Source organism: Xanthomonas protegens (genome assembly GCF_038442435.1).
In the GTDB taxonomy this organism is placed as follows: Bacteria; Pseudomonadota; Gammaproteobacteria; order Xanthomonadales; family Xanthomonadaceae; genus Xanthomonas_A; species Xanthomonas_A sontii.
This window is the reverse complement of record NZ_JAQJCQ010000018.1, coordinates 81,431-98,868: the sequence shown is the minus strand read 5'-3', so window position 1 is coordinate 98,868 and position 17,438 is coordinate 81,431. Positions and strand designations below refer to the sequence as shown.

At 69.7% G+C, this 17,438-nt stretch carries 14 protein-coding genes; 2 read left to right on the top strand and 12 right to left on the bottom strand.

The window, feature by feature from the left end:
* Positions 1 to 462: 462 nt before the first annotated feature.
* A complete protein-coding gene (locus tag PIQ37_RS18150; protein WP_342074520.1) occupies positions 463 to 1,362 on the bottom strand; it encodes a LysR family transcriptional regulator in 900 nt (299 codons plus the stop codon).
* Between the two features lie 86 nt (positions 1,363 to 1,448).
* Here PIQ37_RS18150 and PIQ37_RS18145 point away from each other — a divergent pair, with 86 nt between their 5' ends.
* Positions 1,449 to 2,192 carry a sulfite exporter TauE/SafE family protein gene (locus tag PIQ37_RS18145; RefSeq protein ID WP_342074524.1) on the top strand — a complete coding sequence of 248 codons (744 nt, stop codon included), beginning with the start codon at positions 1,449 to 1,451 and terminating at the stop codon, positions 2,190 to 2,192.
* A gap of 419 nt (positions 2,193 to 2,611) precedes the next feature.
* Here the strand turns inward: PIQ37_RS18145 and PIQ37_RS18140 are convergent, their stop codons facing one another.
* The 4 genes from PIQ37_RS18140 to PIQ37_RS18125 all read right to left on the bottom strand — a co-directional run bounded on the left by PIQ37_RS18140 (position 2,612) and on the right by PIQ37_RS18125 (position 7,028).
* Entirely contained in the window at positions 2,612 to 4,789 is a 2,178-nt protein-coding gene (locus PIQ37_RS18140) for a carboxy terminal-processing peptidase (RefSeq protein ID WP_295976168.1), read from the bottom strand.
* Between the two features lie 232 nt (positions 4,790 to 5,021).
* Positions 5,022 to 6,032 (bottom strand): lipoyl synthase, encoded by a 1,011-nt coding sequence (gene lipA, locus PIQ37_RS18135; protein WP_242081998.1) that lies wholly within the window; start codon positions 6,030 to 6,032, stop codon positions 5,022 to 5,024.
* Positions 6,033 to 6,054: 22 nt separating this feature from the next.
* Positions 6,055 to 6,762 carry a lipoyl(octanoyl) transferase LipB gene (lipB, locus tag PIQ37_RS18130; protein ID WP_342074519.1) on the bottom strand — a complete coding sequence of 236 codons (708 nt, stop codon included), beginning with the start codon at positions 6,760 to 6,762 and terminating at the stop codon, positions 6,055 to 6,057.
* Positions 6,750 to 7,028, bottom strand: coding sequence for a YbeD family protein (locus PIQ37_RS18125; protein WP_152243635.1), 279 nt, complete (start codon positions 7,026 to 7,028; stop codon positions 6,750 to 6,752). The genes lipB and PIQ37_RS18125 overlap by 13 nt, the downstream gene beginning before the upstream one ends.
* Before the next feature lie 352 nt (positions 7,029 to 7,380).
* On the opposite strand from PIQ37_RS18125, the gene PIQ37_RS18120 reads away from it, so the two are divergent.
* Entirely contained in the window at positions 7,381 to 8,436 is a 1,056-nt protein-coding gene (locus PIQ37_RS18120; protein WP_342074518.1) for a lipid A deacylase LpxR family protein, read from the top strand.
* 232 nt (positions 8,437 to 8,668) lie between these two features.
* Here the strand turns inward: PIQ37_RS18120 and PIQ37_RS18115 are convergent, their stop codons facing one another.
* The 7 genes from PIQ37_RS18115 to PIQ37_RS18085 all read right to left on the bottom strand — a co-directional run bounded on the left by PIQ37_RS18115 (position 8,669) and on the right by PIQ37_RS18085 (position 17,172).
* A complete protein-coding gene (locus PIQ37_RS18115; RefSeq protein WP_267082854.1) occupies positions 8,669 to 9,880 on the bottom strand; it encodes a D-alanyl-D-alanine carboxypeptidase family protein in 1,212 nt (403 codons plus the stop codon).
* 149 nt (positions 9,881 to 10,029) lie between these two features.
* On the bottom strand, positions 10,030 to 11,517 hold the full coding sequence (locus PIQ37_RS18110) for a septal ring lytic transglycosylase RlpA family protein (RefSeq protein ID WP_342074517.1): 1,488 nt from the start codon (positions 11,515 to 11,517) through the stop codon (positions 10,030 to 10,032).
* Positions 11,514 to 12,650, bottom strand: a complete 1,137-nt coding sequence (gene mltB / locus PIQ37_RS18105) for a lytic murein transglycosylase B (RefSeq protein WP_342074516.1) — start codon at positions 12,648 to 12,650, stop codon at positions 11,514 to 11,516. Before mltB ends, PIQ37_RS18110 begins: the two co-directional genes overlap by 4 nt.
* Before the next feature lie 196 nt (positions 12,651 to 12,846).
* Positions 12,847 to 14,238 carry an NAD-dependent succinate-semialdehyde dehydrogenase gene (locus PIQ37_RS18100; RefSeq protein ID WP_295909908.1) on the bottom strand — a complete coding sequence of 464 codons (1,392 nt, stop codon included), beginning with the start codon at positions 14,236 to 14,238 and terminating at the stop codon, positions 12,847 to 12,849.
* Positions 14,239 to 14,303: 65 nt separating this feature from the next.
* Positions 14,304 to 15,710 carry an NAD(P)(+) transhydrogenase (Re/Si-specific) subunit beta gene (locus PIQ37_RS18095; protein WP_342074515.1) on the bottom strand — a complete coding sequence of 469 codons (1,407 nt, stop codon included), beginning with the start codon at positions 15,708 to 15,710 and terminating at the stop codon, positions 14,304 to 14,306.
* Positions 15,711 to 15,714: 4 nt separating this feature from the next.
* A complete protein-coding gene (locus tag PIQ37_RS18090) occupies positions 15,715 to 16,029 on the bottom strand; it encodes an NAD(P) transhydrogenase subunit alpha (protein ID WP_342074514.1) in 315 nt (104 codons plus the stop codon).
* Positions 16,030 to 16,032: 3 nt separating this feature from the next.
* Positions 16,033 to 17,172 (bottom strand): NAD(P) transhydrogenase subunit alpha, encoded by a 1,140-nt coding sequence (locus PIQ37_RS18085; RefSeq protein WP_342074513.1) that lies wholly within the window; start codon positions 17,170 to 17,172, stop codon positions 16,033 to 16,035.
* Positions 17,173 to 17,438 lie beyond the last annotated feature (266 nt).

The following is a 17,438-nucleotide window of genomic DNA, read 5'->3' as shown; positions in this document are numbered from 1 at the left end:
CCACACCTCCTCCGATGATCAGTCGGAAGACATGACGCCTGTTTAGGGGCGACATGTCCAGATACAAGGAGCGGCTTCAGCCGCGACGCGCATGACCGGAAAGGCTTCGGAGCGCCCGGCAGGCCAAGGCCACCGCAAGCGCTGCAAAGACAACGACGCCTCCGGCCGAGCCAAAGCGGAAGCGCGTGATCGAAGCAGTTCTTCAGTCGCAACCTCGCACCGGAAAGCGCCCGACTTCGGCGGCCGTCGGGACTGAAGTCCCTCCCACAGGAAGCAGGTGCGCTGACGAAGCGCCGCTCGTCGTAGGAGCGGCTTCAGCCGCGACACGCATGATGGGGAAACAGCCGCCGCAACTGATCGCGAACATGGAACAAGGGTCGCCCCTGCACGTGAGCGACGCCCCACCACCCCGCTACTCCAGCACGTCGTCGCAAGCGTCAGTAACGCGCCGGCCTGTGCCACTCACCCCGCCGGCGCCGCATGCGCACACAGCCAATCCAGGACCTGCTGCACAGGGGGCGACGGCACCGGTGTCGGTCGCCAGACGATCGACAACTGGCGCAGCGCCCATGGCTCCTGCAGCGGCACCGCGACCAACTGCGCACGCACGCTGACCCGCTCCAGCGCCGCCTGCGGCAGGATCGCCACGCCGGCGCCGCGCGCCAGCATGCGGCACAGCGGTTCGATGCCATGCACCTGCGCGCGGATGCGCAGCTGGCCACCGGCACGCGCAGCATGGGTCCTCAGATGCTGCTGCAACGCGCTGTCCTCGGCCAGGCCGAGGAACTGCGCCTCCGATAGCTGCGCGAACCGCAGCTGCGACGCCTGCGCCAGCGGATGCGTGGCCGCGGCCACCAGCACCAGCCGATCCTGCCGGAACGGGTGCGCCTGCAGGCCCTGCAGATCGGCGTGATCGGCGATCACCGCCAGGTCGGCGCGTTGCTCGCGCAGCGCATCGGCCGCGGCGACGCTGCCCTGCTCGCGCAGCGCCAGATCGATACGCGGGTGCGCCACCAGGAACTCGGCCAGCAGTTCCGGCAACCATTCCGACAGCGCCGCGGTATTGGCCAGCAGGCGCACGCTGGTCGGGTGGCCGCCGGCGTACTCGCCCAGTTCGCTGCGCATCGCCTCGGCCTGGCGCAGCAACTGCCGCGCGTGCCGCAACAGCGCGGTGCCGGCCGCGGTAAGGCCGACGCCGCGTGGGCCGCGTTCGAACAGCGCGACGCCGAGCTGCGTCTCCAGCACGCGGATGCGTGCACTGGCCGCGGCCAGCGACAGCGCCGCGCGGTCGGCACCGGCAGTGATGCTGCCGGCCTCGGCCACCGCCAGGAACAGCCGCAGATCGGTGAAATCCAGGTGCATCGGCCCTCCCGCCTTCGTCGTTGCCGAAGTCTGCCTGAAGCATTCGCGCATTGTCCGGCCGCCGCGGCGCGCCGATGCTGGATGCCATGGACACCCTCGCACCGCATCTGCTGCCGATCGCCCTGGTCTTCCTGCTCGCCGGCGGCGTCAAGGGCGTGGCCGGCATGGGCCTGCCGACGGTGGCGATGGGCCTGTTGGGGCTGTGGCTGACGCCGACCGAGGCCGCGGCGCTGCTGGCGCTGCCGTCGCTATTGACCAACCTGCAACAAGCCTGGGGCGCGGACACCGGCGCGCTGCTGCGGCGGCTGTGGCCGCTGCTGGCGTGCATCGTCGCCGGCACCTGGGGCAGCGCCGGCGTCCTCGCCGACGCGGACCCGCGGCTGGCGCACGCCGGCCTGGGCGCGTTGTTGGCGCTGTACGCCGTGCTCGGCCTGAGCCAGTGGCAGGCACGCCTGTCGCCATCGCAGGCGCGCTGGGCGGCCGCACCCGTGGGCCTGGCGACCGGGCTGCTGACTGGCGCCACCGGTGTGTTCGTGTTGCCGGTGCTGCCCTACCTGGTGGCGCTGGATCTGCCGCGGGAGGCGCTGATGCGCGCGCTCGGCAGTTGCTTCGCCGCGGCCACCCTGGCGCTGGCCGCCGCCTTGGTCGCGCACGGCGCCTTCCCCACCCAGGCGTTGGGTCCGTCGTTGTTGGCACTGCTGCCCACTGCTGCGGGCATGTGGCTGGGAACGCGGCTGCGCCAGCGCATCTCCGCCAACACGTTTCGCCGCGTGTTCTTCCTGACCTTGCTGGCACTGGGCCTGCACCAGGTGTGGCAGGCGCTGGGGTAAAGCCGCGTCGTCGCGGGGACGCGGGATGTGGGAACACCCTGATCGCGACAGGTCTCTCATCCGTAGGAGCGGCTTCAGCCGCGACAAGGCGTTCCCGGGAACGCCCGTCGCGGCTGAAGCCGCTCCTACCAAGGCAATGGTGCATCCCGCTGACCACAGCAAGACGCGCGGTGCGACGCGTTCTTCCTCCGCGCCTGATGGACAGCTCAAAAAGCGACGGAAGTGTCTTGCAGGCGCGGCTTCGCCCGACAGGCTTTACCGGGAACGCCTGCGCGGCTGAAGCCGCTCCTACCAGGCAAGCAGAATCCGCCTGCGCGTGGGGGAAACAGATTGCGAGAGATGCCATGACGCCGCTCCCACAAAAAACGCGCCACCGCTGAGCGATGGCGCGTTGGTTTTTGCGACGCTAGAGCGCGGGCTCAGTCGGCCCAGCGCCCCGGGCCGGTGGACTGCGGCAGCACCTGCACCGACAGCGGACGGTCCTTCTCCAGCAGGTTGACCGCGTCGCTCAGGATCGAGGCCGATTCGCGCAGCAGCGGATCCGGGCGCTTGTCGACCAGCTTCTCGCGCGCGGCGTCCTTGACGATGTCGCGCTCGTTGCCGGTCAGGCCATCGTCGCTGCTGTCGTCGGCCAGCGGATCCAGCGGCAGGCCGAGCTGCTTGCGGATCTCCTGGCGCTGCTTGCGCTGCGCGTCCTGCTTCTCACGCTCGGCGCGGCGCTCGGCCTCGTTGAGCACGACGTACTTCTTCGCCGCCTCGGTGCGGAACTGGCGCACGTCCTCTTCCCACCACTGGAATTCCTTGTCGTTGGCGATGCGCGTGCTGTGCAGCGCCTCCAGCTTCGGCAGCAGCGGCGCGAAATTGCCGTACTGGGTGTGCGGCACCGCGGCGATGCGGCTCCACGGCAGCGCGTTGTCGTAGGTGCTTTCGCCGAACTCGGTGGCATCGACGCTGGCCGGGAAGGCGATGTCCGGCACCACGCCCTTGTGCTGGGTGCTGCTGCCGCTGACGCGGAAGAACTGGGCGATGGTCAGCTTGACCTGGCCGAAGCGGTCGGTCTCGTTGGCCGGCCAGCGGTCCAGGTCGACGATGTTCTGCACCGTGCCCTTGCCGAAGCTGGTCTCGCCGATGATCAGGCCGCGGCCGTAGTCCTGGATGGCGCCGGCGAAGATCTCCGAGGCCGAAGCCGAACCGCGGTTGATCAGCACCGCCAGCGGGCCGTCCCAGGCCACGGCCGGGTTCTGGTCGCTGTTGACGGTGACGCGGCCGCCGGATTCGCGCACCTGCACCACCGGGCCCTGCTCGATGAACAGGCCGGTCAGCTCGATCGCCTCGTCCAGCGAACCGCCGCCGTTGTTGCGCAGGTCCAGCACCACGCCGTCGACCTTGTCGGTCTTGAAGCCGGCCAGCAGCTTCGCCACGTCGCGGGTCGCCGAGGCATAGTCCTTGGCGTTGCGGCGGCGGCCTTCGAAGTCCTGATAGAACGCGGGCAGCTTGATCACGCCGATGCGCCGCGCCGGCTCGCCGTCCTTGGCCGGCAGCTCGATGGTCTCGCCCTTGGCGGCCTGTTCGGCCAGGCGCACCTTCTGCCGGGTCAGCAGCACCTGGCGATGCTTGCCGTCCACACCGGCCTCGGCCGGGACGTACTCCAGGCGCACCTGGGTGTCCTTGTCGCCGCGGATCTTGGCGACGACGTCGTCGATGCGCCAGCCGATCACATCCTCGACCGGGCCGCTCTTGCCCTGGCCGACGCCGACGATGCGGTCGCCCGGCTTGAGCGTGCCGTCCAGCGCGGCCGGACCGCCCGGGATCACCTCGCGGATCACCACCAGGTCGTCCTGCTTCTGCAGCTGCGCGCCGATGCCTTCCAGCGACAGCGACATCTGCTGGTTGAAGTTCTCGGCGGTGCGCGGGGTGAAGTAGTCGGTGTGCGGATCGACCGTGTTGGTATAGGCGTTCATGAAGAACTGGAACACATCCTCGCTCTTCAGTTCCTTCACCGAGTCGTCGAGGTTGGCGTAGCGCTTGTCCAGGGTCTTGCGGATGTCGTCCGGCTTCTTGCCGGCGAGCTTCAGCCGCAACCAGTCGTTCATCACCGACTTGCGCCACAGCGCATCCAGTTCCTGGTCGTCCTTGGCCCACGGCGCGTTCTTGCGGTCGTACTCGAACTTCTCGTCGCCGTCGAAGTTGAAGTCCTGCTTGAGCAGCTTGCGCGCGTAGGCGATGCGCTCATCCACCCGCTGCCGGTACACGGCGAAGATCTGGAACGCCGGTTCCAGCTGGCCGGAGGCGATGTTGGCGCCGAGGTTGTTCTGGAAGCTCGCGAACTTGTCGACGTCGGCCTGGGTGAAGAACTGCTTGCTGCCGTCCAGGGTCTCCAGATACTTCTTGAAGACCTCCTTCGAGGTCGCCTCGTCGAGGGCGCGCGGCCGGTAGGCGTAGCGGCTGTCGGAGAGCAGGCCGTACACCAGCTTGGCGGTGGTGGCCTGGTCGGCGGTGGCAGCGGCCGGCAGGGCGGGCGCATCGGTACGGGCGAACAGCGCCAGCGGTGCGGTCAGCGCAAACGCCAGCAGGAAGGCGGAAGCTTTGAATTTCATCTGGGGACTCTCGGCACCAGGCCGTCAGGGGGGCAGCACATCGCGTGAGACAACACGACAGTGACGCAAGTTGCAGGCCGTGTCACCTGTTCATGAAGCAGACTAGCTGCCGGCTTGCGCAGAAATGTGAACGCTGCCGGTGCGAGCCGCGCGGACGGTCGTCCTGCGGCGACGAACGCGTGTCGTCGCCGCGCCAAGGCGCGATCGACGACGCGGCTCAAGAGGACGCGATTCAGGCGGCGACGCCGGCGCCGGCCGCCTGGCGATCGGCGTGGTAGGACGAGCGCACCATCGGACCGGAGGCGACGTGGCTGAAGCCCAGCGCGTTGCCGTACTCCTCCAGCGCCTTGTATTCGTCCGGCGTCCAGTAGCGCATCACCGGGTGGTGATGGGCGGTCGGCTGCAGGTACTGGCCGATGGTGACCATGTCCACATCGTGCGCGCGCAGGTCGCGCAGGGTCGCCTGCACCTGCTCCAGGGTCTCGCCCAGGCCGAGCATGATGCCGGACTTGGTGGCGATGGCCGGATGCTGCGCCTTGAACTTCTTCAGCAGGGTCAGCGACCACTGGTAGTCGGCACCGGGACGCACGTTCGGGTACAGGTCCGGCACGGTCTCGATGTTGTGGTTGAACACGTCCGGCGGATTGGTCGCCAGGATCTCCAACGCGCGGTCCATGCGGCCCTTGCCGCGGAAGTCCGGGGTCAGGATCTCGATGCGGGTGGTCGGCGCGGCGACGCGGATCGCCCCGATGCAGTCGGCGAAATGCTGGGCGCCGCCGTCGCGCAGGTCGTCGCGGTCGACGCTGGTCACCACCACGTACTTCAGGCCCATGTCGGCCACGGTCTGCGCCAGGCTCGCCGGCTCGCCGGCGTCCGGCGGCTTGGGCCGGCCGTGCGCGACATCGCAGAACGAGCAACGCCGGGTGCAGACCTCGCCGAGGATCATGAAGGTGGCGGTGCCGTGGCCGAAGCACTCGTGAATGTTCGGGCAGCTGGCCTCTTCGCAGACGGTGACCAGGCGGTTCTCGCGCAGCTTGGCCTTGAGGTTCTGCACCGCATTGCCGGACGGAATGCGCACGCGGATCCACGAGGGTTTGCGCAGCACCGGCGCATCGGCGAACTGCACCGGCGAGCGCGCGATCTTGTCGCCACCCAACTGCTTGACGCCGGTCTGCAGCGGCGCGGACGCGCTGTCGCCGGAAAGGACCTGCAAGGGAATGGAGCGTGCGCTGGGCTGGGTCATGGCGTGGTCGGCGGGCAGGCGGTCAGGCCGCGTGCGTGAGCGAAAGATCGGGCAAGGCGTCGAGCGGCTGCAGGGTCAGCCCGAACTGGCGCGCCAGTTGGGCCAGCAGGACCGGGGTGACCGCCTGCATGCCGGAGGGACCGCCCAAGTCTAGCACCGCGGTCACCTGCAGGCCCTGGTAGCCGCAGGGATTGATGCGGTGGAACGGTTCCAGGTCCATCGCCACGTTGAACGACAGGCCGTGGAAGGTGCAGCCGCGGCGGACGCGGATGCCGAGGGCGGCGACCTTGGCGCCGCCGACGTAGACGCCCGGCGCGCCCTCGCGGCGTTCGCCGAGGATGTTCCATTCGTCGAGGGTGTCGATGATCGCCTGCTCGATCCGGCACACGTAGTCGCGCACACCGATGTGCAGCCGGCGCAGGTCCAGCAGCGGGTACACCACCAACTGGCCGGGGCCGTGATAGGTGACTTGGCCGCCGCGATCGACCTGCAGCACCGGGATGTCGCCCGGCGCCAGCACGTGTTCCGGCTTGCCGGCCTGGCCGAGGGTGAACACCGGGTCGTGTTCGACCACCCACAGTTCGTCGGGGGTGGTCTCGTCGCGCGCGTCGGTGAAGCGCTGCATCGCCCGCCACACCGGCTCGTAGGGCTGGCGGCCGAGCTGGCGGACGCCGCACGGCGACAGCGTCGGTGCCGGCGCCACTGGCGCGTCCTCGGCTACAGCGTCCACTTCACTTCCGGGTGTTCGCGCAGCGCTTGGTGCGCGGCGTCGTACTGGGCGCGGTCCACGGCACGGAAGGCGATGCGCACCGACACGTACTTGCCGTTGGACGAATGCTTCCAGCTGATGCGCTCGTCCATCACCTCCACGCCGGCCGCGGCGAGCAGGCGCGGCAGTTCGGCCTCCAGGCCGGTGTTGGCGGTGCCCATGGCGCTGAGTTCGAACACGCCGGGGAACTGGAAACCGTGATCGGGGTTATCGGAAGTGATGTCCATGTCCGCATTATCGGGCCGGCGCCGGGCAAACCCAAGGCCGGCCCCGGTGGGCAGACAGCGCCCCGGGATCGCGGAGCCACGCGGCACGGAGGTCCGACCGCGCGCCAGCCACCGGTGTGGCACGGCCGCGCGCCGTGGCGGTGGCCTCCCTGCGCGTCATTGCACACCACCGCCTTCACGCCGCAAGAGGGCAGATGGGACAGACAAACCCAAACGGACGAATTTGTCCGCTACGGCGCTTTTGCCTATCCTTCACCGCACGGGCTGCGTTCATGGTCCGGGGTGGCGCCGGCATCGACTGCCTGCAGGCGTACATCGCCGCTCACTCCCTTTCCGACCAGAGACGCCGCTCATGCCGTCATCCCGCCCGTTGCTTCCGCTGGCTGTCGCCCTCGCCGCCGCGGTTGCGCCCGCCGTTGCCACCGCGCAATGCCCACGCGACACCCTGGAAGCGACCGCGCCCACGGTCAATGTCCGCGTCGACAACGACCTGTTCGGCGGCGCCGGCCAGGACCAGGGCTACACCAACGGGTTCGGCCTGATCATCGTCTCGCCGAATCTGCGCGACTACACCGACGACCCCTGCCTGCCCCGGCTGGCGCGGGCGGTGAACCGCGGCCTGACCTGGCTGCAGCCGAACAGCGACTTCACCCAGCGCAACATGACCTTCGCGGTCGGGCAAGCGCTGTTCACCCCCACCGACAAGACCCGCCGCGACCTGATCGAGGACGACCGCCCCTACGCCGGCCTGTTGCTGATGAACATCGGCTACAACGCGCGCAACGACGAGCGCCTGCGTACCACGCAACTCACCCTGGGCCTGATCGGTCCGTCGGCGCAGGGCAAGCAGGTGCAGGATGCGGTGCATGCCCTGCTCGGCGACGCCAAGTTCCAGGGCTGGGACAACCAGTTGCACGACGAACCGGTGTTCCGCGTGCTGCACGAACGGCTGCGCCGCTGGTCCGGCGACGGCAGCCGCGACGGCTGGGGGTGGGACGCGATCAGCCACTGGGGCGGCGCGCTGGGCACGCTGGATACGCACGCCAATGCCGGCATGGAACTGCGCCTGGGCTGGAAGCTGCCGGACGATTTCGGCAGTTCGCCGCTGCGCCCCGCCGGCGAGAACGTCGCCCCGCCGGCCAACGGCGTCGGCAGCGGCTGGTCGGCGCACCTGTTCGTGACCACCGATGGACGCTGGGTCCTGCGCGACATCACCCTGGACGGCAACACCTTCCGCGACAGCCACAGCGTGAAGAAGCGCCCCTTCGTCGGCGACGCCGGCATCGGCCTGGCGGTGATGCGCGGCAAATGGAAGTTCGCCCTCGCCCGCTACTGGCGCACCCGCGAGTTCGATCTGCAGCGGCAGACGCCGGTGTTTGGTAGTTTTACGGTCAGCAGGCGGCTTTAGCCGCCGGGATTAGGGATTTGGGATTTGGGATTCGAAGGTCTTCGCGAGCACGCAGTGCCGTAGGAGCGGCTTCAGCCGCGACGCTCTACCCGGAAAGCCTCGCGGCTGAAGCCGCTCCTACGAAGAGCGAGAGGCGGCACGCACGCGCTGTTGCCACCAATCCCGAATCCCCACTCCCGAATCCCCAAGAAAAAAGCCGGCGTCAGCCGGCTTTTTTCGAGAGCAGAGGAACTTATTCCGATTCCCACCACATCCAGAAGCTGTCCCACAGGCGCTTGAAGAAGCCGGCCTCGTCGACCGCCTTCAGCGCCACCAGCGGGGCCTGCGCCACCACCTTGCCGTCCAGGCTCACCTTGACCATGCCGATCTGCTGGCCCTGCTTGATCGGTGCCTCGAGGGTCTTGGGCACTTCGATCGATGGCTTCAGTTCGTTGTAGCGGCCGCGCGGCACGCTCACCAGCAGCGGCTGCGCCACGCCCAGCAGCACCTGCTTCTCGGTGCCCTTCCACACGCGCTGCTGCGCGACCTGCTTGCCCGGCTCGTACAGGCTGTGGGTCTCGAAGAAGCGGAAGCCCCAGTTCAGCAGCGCCAGGCTGTCCTCGGCGCGCTGCTTCTCGGAGCTGTCGCCCATCACCACCGCGATCAGGCGCTGGTCGCCGCGCTTGGCCGAGCTGAGCAGGCAGTAGCCGGCCTCGGAGGTGTGGCCGGTCTTGATGCCGTCCACGCTGGGATCGCGCCACAGCAGCAGGTTGCGGTTCGGCTGGGTGATGTCGCCGACGCGGAATTCCTTGATCTTGTTGTACGCGTAGGTTTCCGGATAGTCGCGCACCATCGCCCGGCCCAGCAGCGCCAGATCGTAGGCGGTGGTGTAGTGGCCTTCGGCCGACAGGCCGTGGGCGTTGACGAAGTGCGAGCCGGTCATGCCGATCTTCTTCGCGTACTCGTTCATCAGCGACGCGAAGGCTTCCTCGCTGCCGGCGGTGTGTTCGGCCAGCGCGATCGCCGCGTCGTTGCCGGACTGGATCGCCATGCCCTTTTCCATGTCTTCCAGGCGCGCGGTCTTGTTGACCGGGAAGCCGCTGTAGCTGCCGTCGGTGCCGGCACCGCCCTCGCGCCAGGCGCGCTCGCTGAGCATGACCTGGTCGTCGCGGGTGATCTTGCCCAGCTTCAGTTCGGCCGCGATCACGTACGAGGTCATCACCTTGGTGATGCTGGCCGGGGCCACGCGTTCGTGTTCGTTCTCGCCGGCCAGCACCTGGCCGGTGGCGTAGTCCATCAGCACCCAGGACTTGGACACGGCCGGCTTGGGCGCGGGCGGGATCGCCACGGTGGCCGGAGCGGCGGCGGCAGCGGCCGGCGGCGCGGGAACCGGGCCGGGCGTCTGCGCGGAAACCAGGCCGACGGCGAACGTGGCCACGGCAGCGACGGCGAAGCGGAATTTCATCTAAAACGACTCCTGGCGGGCCCGAAGGCCGATGGAAAACGCGACATTGTAGGCCGAGCCGGCGCCCGGGCAGGCGCGGCGCGGGCACGCGCGCGAACCGGCGTTAAGCCATCGGCGCGCCGAACGCCCGCCGTGGCGGGCGCGCTACCTCAATCCTTGACGATCTGCGGCCGGCCGAAGCCGAGGCCGGCGATGCGCGTGGCCAACTCGGCGGCGCGGCCATGGTCCTCGGCCGCCACCCGCAGCCGCCACAGGGTGCGGCCACCGGAGACGATGTCGCTGATGCTGGCGCCGACGATGCCGGCCGAGGCCAACTGCGACAGCGCGCGGTTGGCGTTCTCGCGGCTGGCGAAGCTGGCCACCTGCAGCAGGATGCCGAGCGGCCCGCGCGCGCTGTCGTCCTCGGCGCGCGACGCGGCGCTGGCGACCGGTGCGGGAGGCGCTGCCGGCGTCGCCGCTGCGACGGTCGGGGCGGCCACGGTGGCGGTAGGCGCGGCAGTGGGCCTGGTCGTCGCGGTGCTGCGGGATCCGCGCACCGGGGTGCTCGCTGCGGCCACGCTGGGCGCGGGCGTGGCCGGCTTGCCGGTGGCCACGCGCACGCCGCGCGACTTCATCCATGCGTCGAAACGATCGGCATCGCCGACCCGGCCCGGCGCGTCCTGCACGCGATAGCGCCAGCGCTCGCCTTCCGGCAGCGCCGCGGCCGTGGCGGTCGCCGCGGCGGCGGTAGGCGCAGCGACCGCTGCCACCGGCACGGCGCGCGCCGGCACGGTCGCGGCGGCGGCCACGCTGCCGCCGGCCGATCCGCCCGATTTCGCCGGTAGGGTCTTGACCAGGTTGTCCATGTCCGCCGCGCGCCGCACCGCCGCGGGATCGCGCGTGGCGGTCGCGGTGGACGCGCTGGCCAGCAGTGTCGCCGGGCGCCGGCCGGTGCCGCGCCGCGCCAGCAGGTCGCCGTTGTCGGCCGGAGTCAGTCCGCGTACTTCCACGCGGCCGGTGCCCTTGCCGGTGATGCCGAGCTTGACCGCCGCCGCGTAGCTGAGGTCGATCAGCCGGTCGTCGTGGAACGGACCGCGGTCGTTGATCCGCACCACCACCGATTCGCCGTTGTCCAGGTTGGTGACCAGGGCGAAGCTGGGCAGCGGCAGGGTCTTGTGCGCGGCGGTGAACGCGTACATGTCGTAGACCTCGCGGTTGGAGGTCAGCCGGCCATGGAACTTGCTGCCGTAGTACGAGGCGGTGCCGCGCTCGACGTAGCTGTGCGGATCGTCGATGACCACGTACTCGCGGCCCAGCACCATGTACGGGGAGCGGTTGCCGATCGCCGAACGCGGCTCGTCGGTGACCAGCGGCTCGGGGATGCAGGCGACATTGGGCACGTAGTCCGGGGTGGTGTCGCGCACGCCGGGCGCGTACAGGCCGCCGGCGGTGTAGTTGCCGCGCTTGGACGGATCTTCCTTGGCCGGCGCGTAGGGCGAGGTCGACGGACACCCGGTGGCGACGTGCGCCGGCCCCTTGCCCTCGACCCGGATGCCGGGTCCGGCGCCGCCGGCGGTCTTCTTCGGGGCGCTGCTGCAGGCGGCCAGCGCCAGCACAGCGACGACGGGAGCGATCCGGAGCAGCGCGTTCGGGTTCATGCCGGGGGTAACTCCTTGCCGGCGATGGCCTGGGACAGTTGATAGACGGCCATCGCGTACATCTTGGAATTGTTGTAGCGGGTGATCGCGTAGTAGTTCTGGAAGCCGAGCCAGTACTGCTTGCCGGCGCTGCCGTCGAGCGTGATCGGCGTGGCGCCGCCAGCGGCAGCCGGCACCGGCGCGGTCGGCGTGTAGCCGCGCGCGGCCAGGTCGGCCAGGGTGTAGGTCGGCGTCCAGTCGGTCGGATTGAATTCCTCGGCCCCCGGGCGCAGCGTCGCCGGCACCGCGACCACGCCGTCGCGCACCCAGCCGCCCTTCTTGACGAAGTAGTTGGCGATGGACGAGAACGCGTCGTCGTAGTCGGTGAACAGGTTGCGTTTGCCGTCGCCGTCGCCATCGACCGCGAACTGGCGGTAGCTGGACGGCATGAATTGGCCCAGGCCCATCGCGCCGGCGTAGCTGCCGATCAGGCTGGTGATGTCCAGGTTCTCCTCGCGGCCCAGCGCGAACAGCTGGCCGAGCTCGTCGCGGAAGAACAGTTCGCGGCGCACCTCGCGCTCGAGCTTGGCCGGATCGCCGCTGCGTGGATAGCGGAACGCCAGCGTGTACAGCGCATCCAGCACGCGGTAGGAGCCGGCGTTCTTGCCGTAGCTGGTTTCCACGCCGATGATCGCGACGATGACCTCGGCCGGCACGCCGGTGCGCGCCTGCACCCGCTGCAGTTCGTCGCGATGCGTGGCCAGGAACGCGCGGCCGCCATCGATCCGCGCCTGGCTGATGAACATCGGCCGGTATTCGCTCCACGGCTTGACCCGCTCGGCCGGCCGCGACATCGCCGCGACGATCGCATCCTTGAACTGGGCCTGCGCCAGGGTCGCCTCGATCTGCGCCGGATCCATGCCGTACCTGGCCGCGGTGTCGCGGACGAAGTTGGCGCGGGCGACCTCGAACGGGACCGGGGTCAGGTCCACCGGCGGCGCCTGCACCACTTCCGGCGCAGCCTCGGCCGGCGGCGCCGGACGCGGCGCAGGCGGCGGCGCGCTGGCCTGCGGCGGCGACGGAGGCGCCTTGGGCTGGGTCGCGCATGCGACCAGGCCAAGCGTGAGCAGGCAAATCAGCGAGCGTCGGATCATGCCGGCAGACTAACAGATTCAAGATGAATTTCTACCAATAACGCCATGAAACAAAAGAACTTTGCCCCAGGTCAAGTGCGCCCGCAGCATGACCTGCCGGCATGCACCGGGTACACACCCCGGCCCGGGCATGGCGACGGCACGAAAAAGCCGCCGGGGTTGCCCCCGGCGGCCTGGCCTAACGCATGGCGCCCACTCAGAACGGCGCGTCGATGTCGACCACGTCGATCAGCTTGTGATTGACGAATTCCTTGATGCCCAGCCCGATCAGTTCGCGCCCGTAACCGGAACGGCGCACGCCGCCGAACGGCAGGTCGGCCTTGACCATGGTCGGGTGGTTGACGAACACCATGCCGGTGGAAATGCGCCTGGCCACCGCCACGCCGCGCGCATCGTCGCCGGTGAACACCGAGCCGCCCAGGCCGAACGGCGAATCGTTGGCGATGCGCACCGCGTCGTCCTCGTCCCGGGCGCGAAACAGCATCGACACCGGGCCGAAGAATTCCTGGTGGTAGGCCGGGTTGTCCGGGGCGACGTCGGTGAGCAGGGTCGGCTGCACGAACGCGCCATGCACGGGTACCGGCGGCCCGACCTCGGTCGCGGTGGCGCCATGCCTGACCGCCTCGGCGATCTGCCGCTTCAGGTCGTCGGCGGCGCCTTGCGAAGACAGCGGTGCCAGCGTGGTCGCCGGATCCATCGGATCGCCGGCACGCAGCGCCGCCACACCGGCGCGGTAGCGCTGCAGGAATTCCTCGTACACCTCCTGCACCACGATCATGCGCTTGGACGACACGCAGACCTGCCCGCCGTTCCAGTGGCGGCCGAACACCGCCCACTTCACCGTCTTCTCCAGCGGCGCATCGTCCAGCACCACGAAGGCGTCGGCACCGCCCAGTTCCATGGTCGACTTCTTCAGTGCCTTGGCCGCCTGGGCCGCGACGATGGCGCCGGCGCCTTCCGACCCGGTGAGCGCCACGCCGTGCACGCGCGGATCGTTGAGGATGGTTTCCACCTGGCCGCGGGTGGCGTAGAGATTGGCGAAGGCCCCGGCCGGCAACCCGGCTTCGGCCATCAGCGCTTCGAACTTGGCCGCGCACTGCGGCACGTTGGAGGCGTGCTTGAGCAGCACGGTGTTGCCGGCCGACAGTTGCGGGGCGATGATCCGCGCGATCTGGTAGTACGGGAAATTCCACGGCTCGATCGCCAGCAGCACGCCCAGCGGCTCGTGCACCACCATCGCCCTGCCCTCGGCCGGATCGGCCACCGGCAGATGCTCCGGCGCCAGCAAGCGCTCGGCGTTGACCGCGTAGTACTCGAAGATGTCCGCCGACAGCCGCACCTCGGCTTCGGCCTCGCCGATCAGCTTGCCCATCTCCAGCGTCAGCAGGCATGCGTACTCGCGGGTGTTGGCGCGCAGCAGCCGCGCCGCGGCATGCATCACCCTGGCGCGTTCGGCGAACGGGGCCTGCTTCCATTGCTGGAACGCGGCGTCGGCGGCATCGATCGCAGCCAGCACCTGCGCATCGGTGGCCTCGGGGAAGCTGGCGAGCAGTTCGCCGGTATAGGGATTGCGGGTGGCATAGGTCATGGTGGTGTCCTCGTGGAAGGTCGGAAAGCGCCGGACGCCTCGCGCCGGCGCGGGAAGCGGTTGGGTCAGGCGGCCAGTTCCTTCACCGCCTGCACCATGCGGTTGAGCACCGCGGCGGCGTCGCCGTAGACCATGTCGCAGTTGTCGCCGTAGAACAGCAGGTTCTCCACGCCGGCGTAGCCCTTGCCCTGGCCGCGCTTGATCACGTAGACCTGATGCGCCTGATCGGCGTTGAGGATCGGCATGCCGTAGATCGGCGAGGCCTTGTCGGTGCGCGCCGCCGGGTTGACCACGTCGTTGGCGCCGATCACCAGCGCCACGTCGGTGCTGGCGAAGCTGTCGTTGATGTCTTCCATGTCGTAGATCAGGTCGTAGGGCACGCCGGCTTCGGCCAGCAGCACGTTCATGTGCCCGGGCATGCGCCCGGCGACCGGATGGATGGCGAACTTCACGTCGACGCCGGCGGCCTGCAGCAGCTTCACCAGTTCGTACAGCCGCCCTTGCGCCTGCGCCACGGCCAGGCCGTAACCCGGCACGATGATCACGCTGGAGGCGTAGCGCATCGATGTCGCCGCATCGCCCGGCTCGACCGCGGTCATGCGGCCCTGCACGTCGCCCTGCACGACCGCGGCGCCGTCGCCGAAATTGCTGAACAGCACGTTGCCCAGCGAGCGGTTCATCGCCTTGGCCATCAGCACGGTCAGCAGGGTGCCGGCGGAGCCGACCACCATGCCGGCGATCATCAGCGCCGGGTTCTGCAGGGCGAAGCCTTCCAGGCCCACCGCCAGGCCGGTGAAGGCGTTGTACAGCGAGATCACCACCGGCATGTCGGCGCCGCCGATCGGCAGCGTCATCAGCACGCCGAAGCCCAGCGCGGCGATGAAGAACGCTGGCGCCGCCCAGGCGCCGCCCGTGCCGGTGACCACCAGCGTGCCGAGCACCAGCGCGGCCAGGAACACCGCAGCATTGAAGGCGCTCTGGCCCTTGAACCGCCACGCGGTGTTGATGCGGCCATCGAGCTTGGCCCAGGCGATCACCGAGCCGGACAGCGAGATCGCGCCGATCAGCGCGCCAAGCACGGTCACCGCCAGATGCAGGCCGCCCTGCTGCGGCTGCCGCGCGGTCAGCGCGACCCCGGCCACCGCCGCGGCGGCGCCGCCGCCCATGCCGTTGTACAGCGCCACCATCTGCGGCATCGCGGTCACCGCGACACGGCGGCCGCTGCGCCAGGCCCAGGCACCGCCCAGCAGCAACGCCAGCAGCGCCAGGGCCAGGTTGGTCAGCGCATGCGGACGCGCCGCGGGCTGCAGATCGGCGAGATAGCCGAAGGCGGCGGCCACCGCCACCAGCATGCCGATGCCGGCCAGGACGATGCCGCGCAGCGCGGTCACCGGCGAGGACATGCGCTTGAGGCCGAGGATGAACAGCAACGCGGCGGCGAATCCGCTCAGTTCCACCAGGAGCGAGAGCATGGCGCTACTCCTTCGCGGACGGCGCGGCGCTGGGCTTGAACATCGCCAGCATGCGGTCGGTGACCACGTAGCCGCCGGCGGCATTGCCGGCGCCCAGCAACACGCCGACGAAACCGATCGCCTGGCCGGCGACGGTGTCGGCATTGAACAGCGCGTGCATCGCGCCGACCACGACGATGCCGTGGACGAAGTTGGACCCGGACATCAGCGGCGTGTGCAGGATCGACGGCACCTTGCCGATCACTTCGTAGCCGGTGAACGCGGCCAGCATGAACACGTACAACGCGATCAGCCAGCTCATCGACAGATCGAGGGACATGACTCAGGACTCCTTGGTGGGAACGGGCGCGGCGGCCGGCACCGGTGGGTGGCAGAGGCGGCCGTCGTGGGTGAGCGCGGTGCCGGCGACCACCGCATCGTCGAAGTCCGGCGCCAGTGCGCCATCGCGCACCAGCAGGTCGAGCAGCCCCAGCAGGTTCTTGGCGTACAGCTCGCTGGCGTGCTGGGCCAACGCCGAAGGCACGTTGCGCGGGGCGACGAGGGTGACCGGTCCGACGTCCACGGTCTGCCCCGGCACGCTGCCTTCGCAGTTGCCGCCGCTGTCGGCGGCCAGATCCACGATCACCGCGCCGGGCTTCATGCCGGCGATCTGCTCGCGGTCGATCAGGATCGGCGCGGTGCGTCCGGGCACATTGGCGGTGGTGATGATCAGATCGGCCTGCTGGATGTGCTGGGTCAGCACCGCCGCGGCCTTGGTCCGCTCCTCGGCGCTGAGTTCGCGCGCATAGCCGCCCTCGCCGCGTGCGTCGATGCCGGTGTCGACGAAGCGCGCGCCGACCGACTGCGCCTGCTCGCGGGTTTCCGGACGCACGTCGTAGCCTTCGGTGATCGCGCCAAGCCGGTGCGCGGTGGCCAGCGCCTGCAGGCCGGCCACACCCAGGCCCATCACCAGCACGCGCGCGGCGCGCAGCGAACCGACCGCGGTGGTCATCATCGGCAGGATGCGCGGCAGATGCACGGCGCCGAGCAGCGGCGCGTAGTAGCCGGCCAGCGCGGCCTGACTGGACAGCACATCCAGCGCCTGCGCGCGACTGATGCGCGGCACGGTCTCCATCGCGAAGGCAGTGATGCGGCGTTCGCACAGCAGCTCCAGCAGGCCCGGCACCTTGGCCGGGTACAGCATCGCGATCAGCATGCTGCCCGGGCGCAACGCCGCCACCGTGCGCAGCGATGGCGCCTGCACCGCCAGCAGCAGGTCCGCACCGGCCACCACCTCTTGCGCATCGTCGAGCACGGTGGCGCCGGCATAGGCCGTATCCGGCAGTCGCGAACCGCTGCCGGCACCGGCGTGCAGGCGCAGTTGCGCGCCCAACTTGGCCAGTTTCGGCAGCACCGCGGGCACCATCGCCACGCGACGCTCCTCGGCCTGTTCTTCCTTCAGCACTGCAACAGTGAACGCCATGATCGCGGCTCGCTTGGAGGACGCGTGCACTGTGCGCGCCGGCCGATGCGCGGGCATTGATCCGGATCAAGCGCGCTGCCGCATCACGCATAAAGAACGCGCGCGCTGACCGCAGCAAGGCGGCGGAACGCCGCGGTGCGACAGGGCGCTGGCATCACGCGCTGGCGATTGCAATACGTGGCGGCGCACGCCATCAAAGCCGCAAGACGCGGGCACCGACCGCTCGCGCCACGCGGGCGCGCGCCGAGTGGCCGCCGGCGTTGCGC

Coding starts and splice junctions, on each gene's coding strand:
- PIQ37_RS18150 (WP_342074520.1), bottom strand. CDS start 1,362: ATGCACCTGGATTTCACCGATCTGCGGCTGTTCCTGGCGGTGGCCGAG.
- PIQ37_RS18145 (WP_342074524.1), top strand. CDS start 1,449: ATGGACACCCTCGCACCGCATCTGCTGCCGATCGCCCTGGTCTTCCTG.
- PIQ37_RS18140 (WP_295976168.1), bottom strand. CDS start 4,789: ATGAAATTCAAAGCTTCCGCCTTCCTGCTGGCGTTTGCGCTGACCGCA.
- lipA (WP_242081998.1), bottom strand. CDS start 6,032: ATGACCCAGCCCAGCGCACGCTCCATTCCCTTGCAGGTCCTTTCCGGC.
- PIQ37_RS18125 (WP_152243635.1), bottom strand. CDS start 7,028: ATGGACATCACTTCCGATAACCCCGATCACGGTTTCCAGTTCCCCGGC.
- PIQ37_RS18120 (WP_342074518.1), top strand. CDS start 7,381: ATGCCGTCATCCCGCCCGTTGCTTCCGCTGGCTGTCGCCCTCGCCGCC.
- PIQ37_RS18115 (WP_267082854.1), bottom strand. CDS start 9,880: ATGAAATTCCGCTTCGCCGTCGCTGCCGTGGCCACGTTCGCCGTCGGC.
- PIQ37_RS18110 (WP_342074517.1), bottom strand. CDS start 11,517: ATGAACCCGAACGCGCTGCTCCGGATCGCTCCCGTCGTCGCTGTGCTG.
- mltB (WP_342074516.1), bottom strand. CDS start 12,650: ATGATCCGACGCTCGCTGATTTGCCTGCTCACGCTTGGCCTGGTCGCA.
- PIQ37_RS18100 (WP_295909908.1), bottom strand. CDS start 14,238: ATGACCTATGCCACCCGCAATCCCTATACCGGCGAACTGCTCGCCAGC.
- PIQ37_RS18095 (WP_342074515.1), bottom strand. CDS start 15,710: ATGCTCTCGCTCCTGGTGGAACTGAGCGGATTCGCCGCCGCGTTGCTG.
- PIQ37_RS18090 (WP_342074514.1), bottom strand. CDS start 16,029: ATGTCCCTCGATCTGTCGATGAGCTGGCTGATCGCGTTGTACGTGTTC.
- PIQ37_RS18085 (WP_342074513.1), bottom strand. CDS start 17,172: ATGGCGTTCACTGTTGCAGTGCTGAAGGAAGAACAGGCCGAGGAGCGT.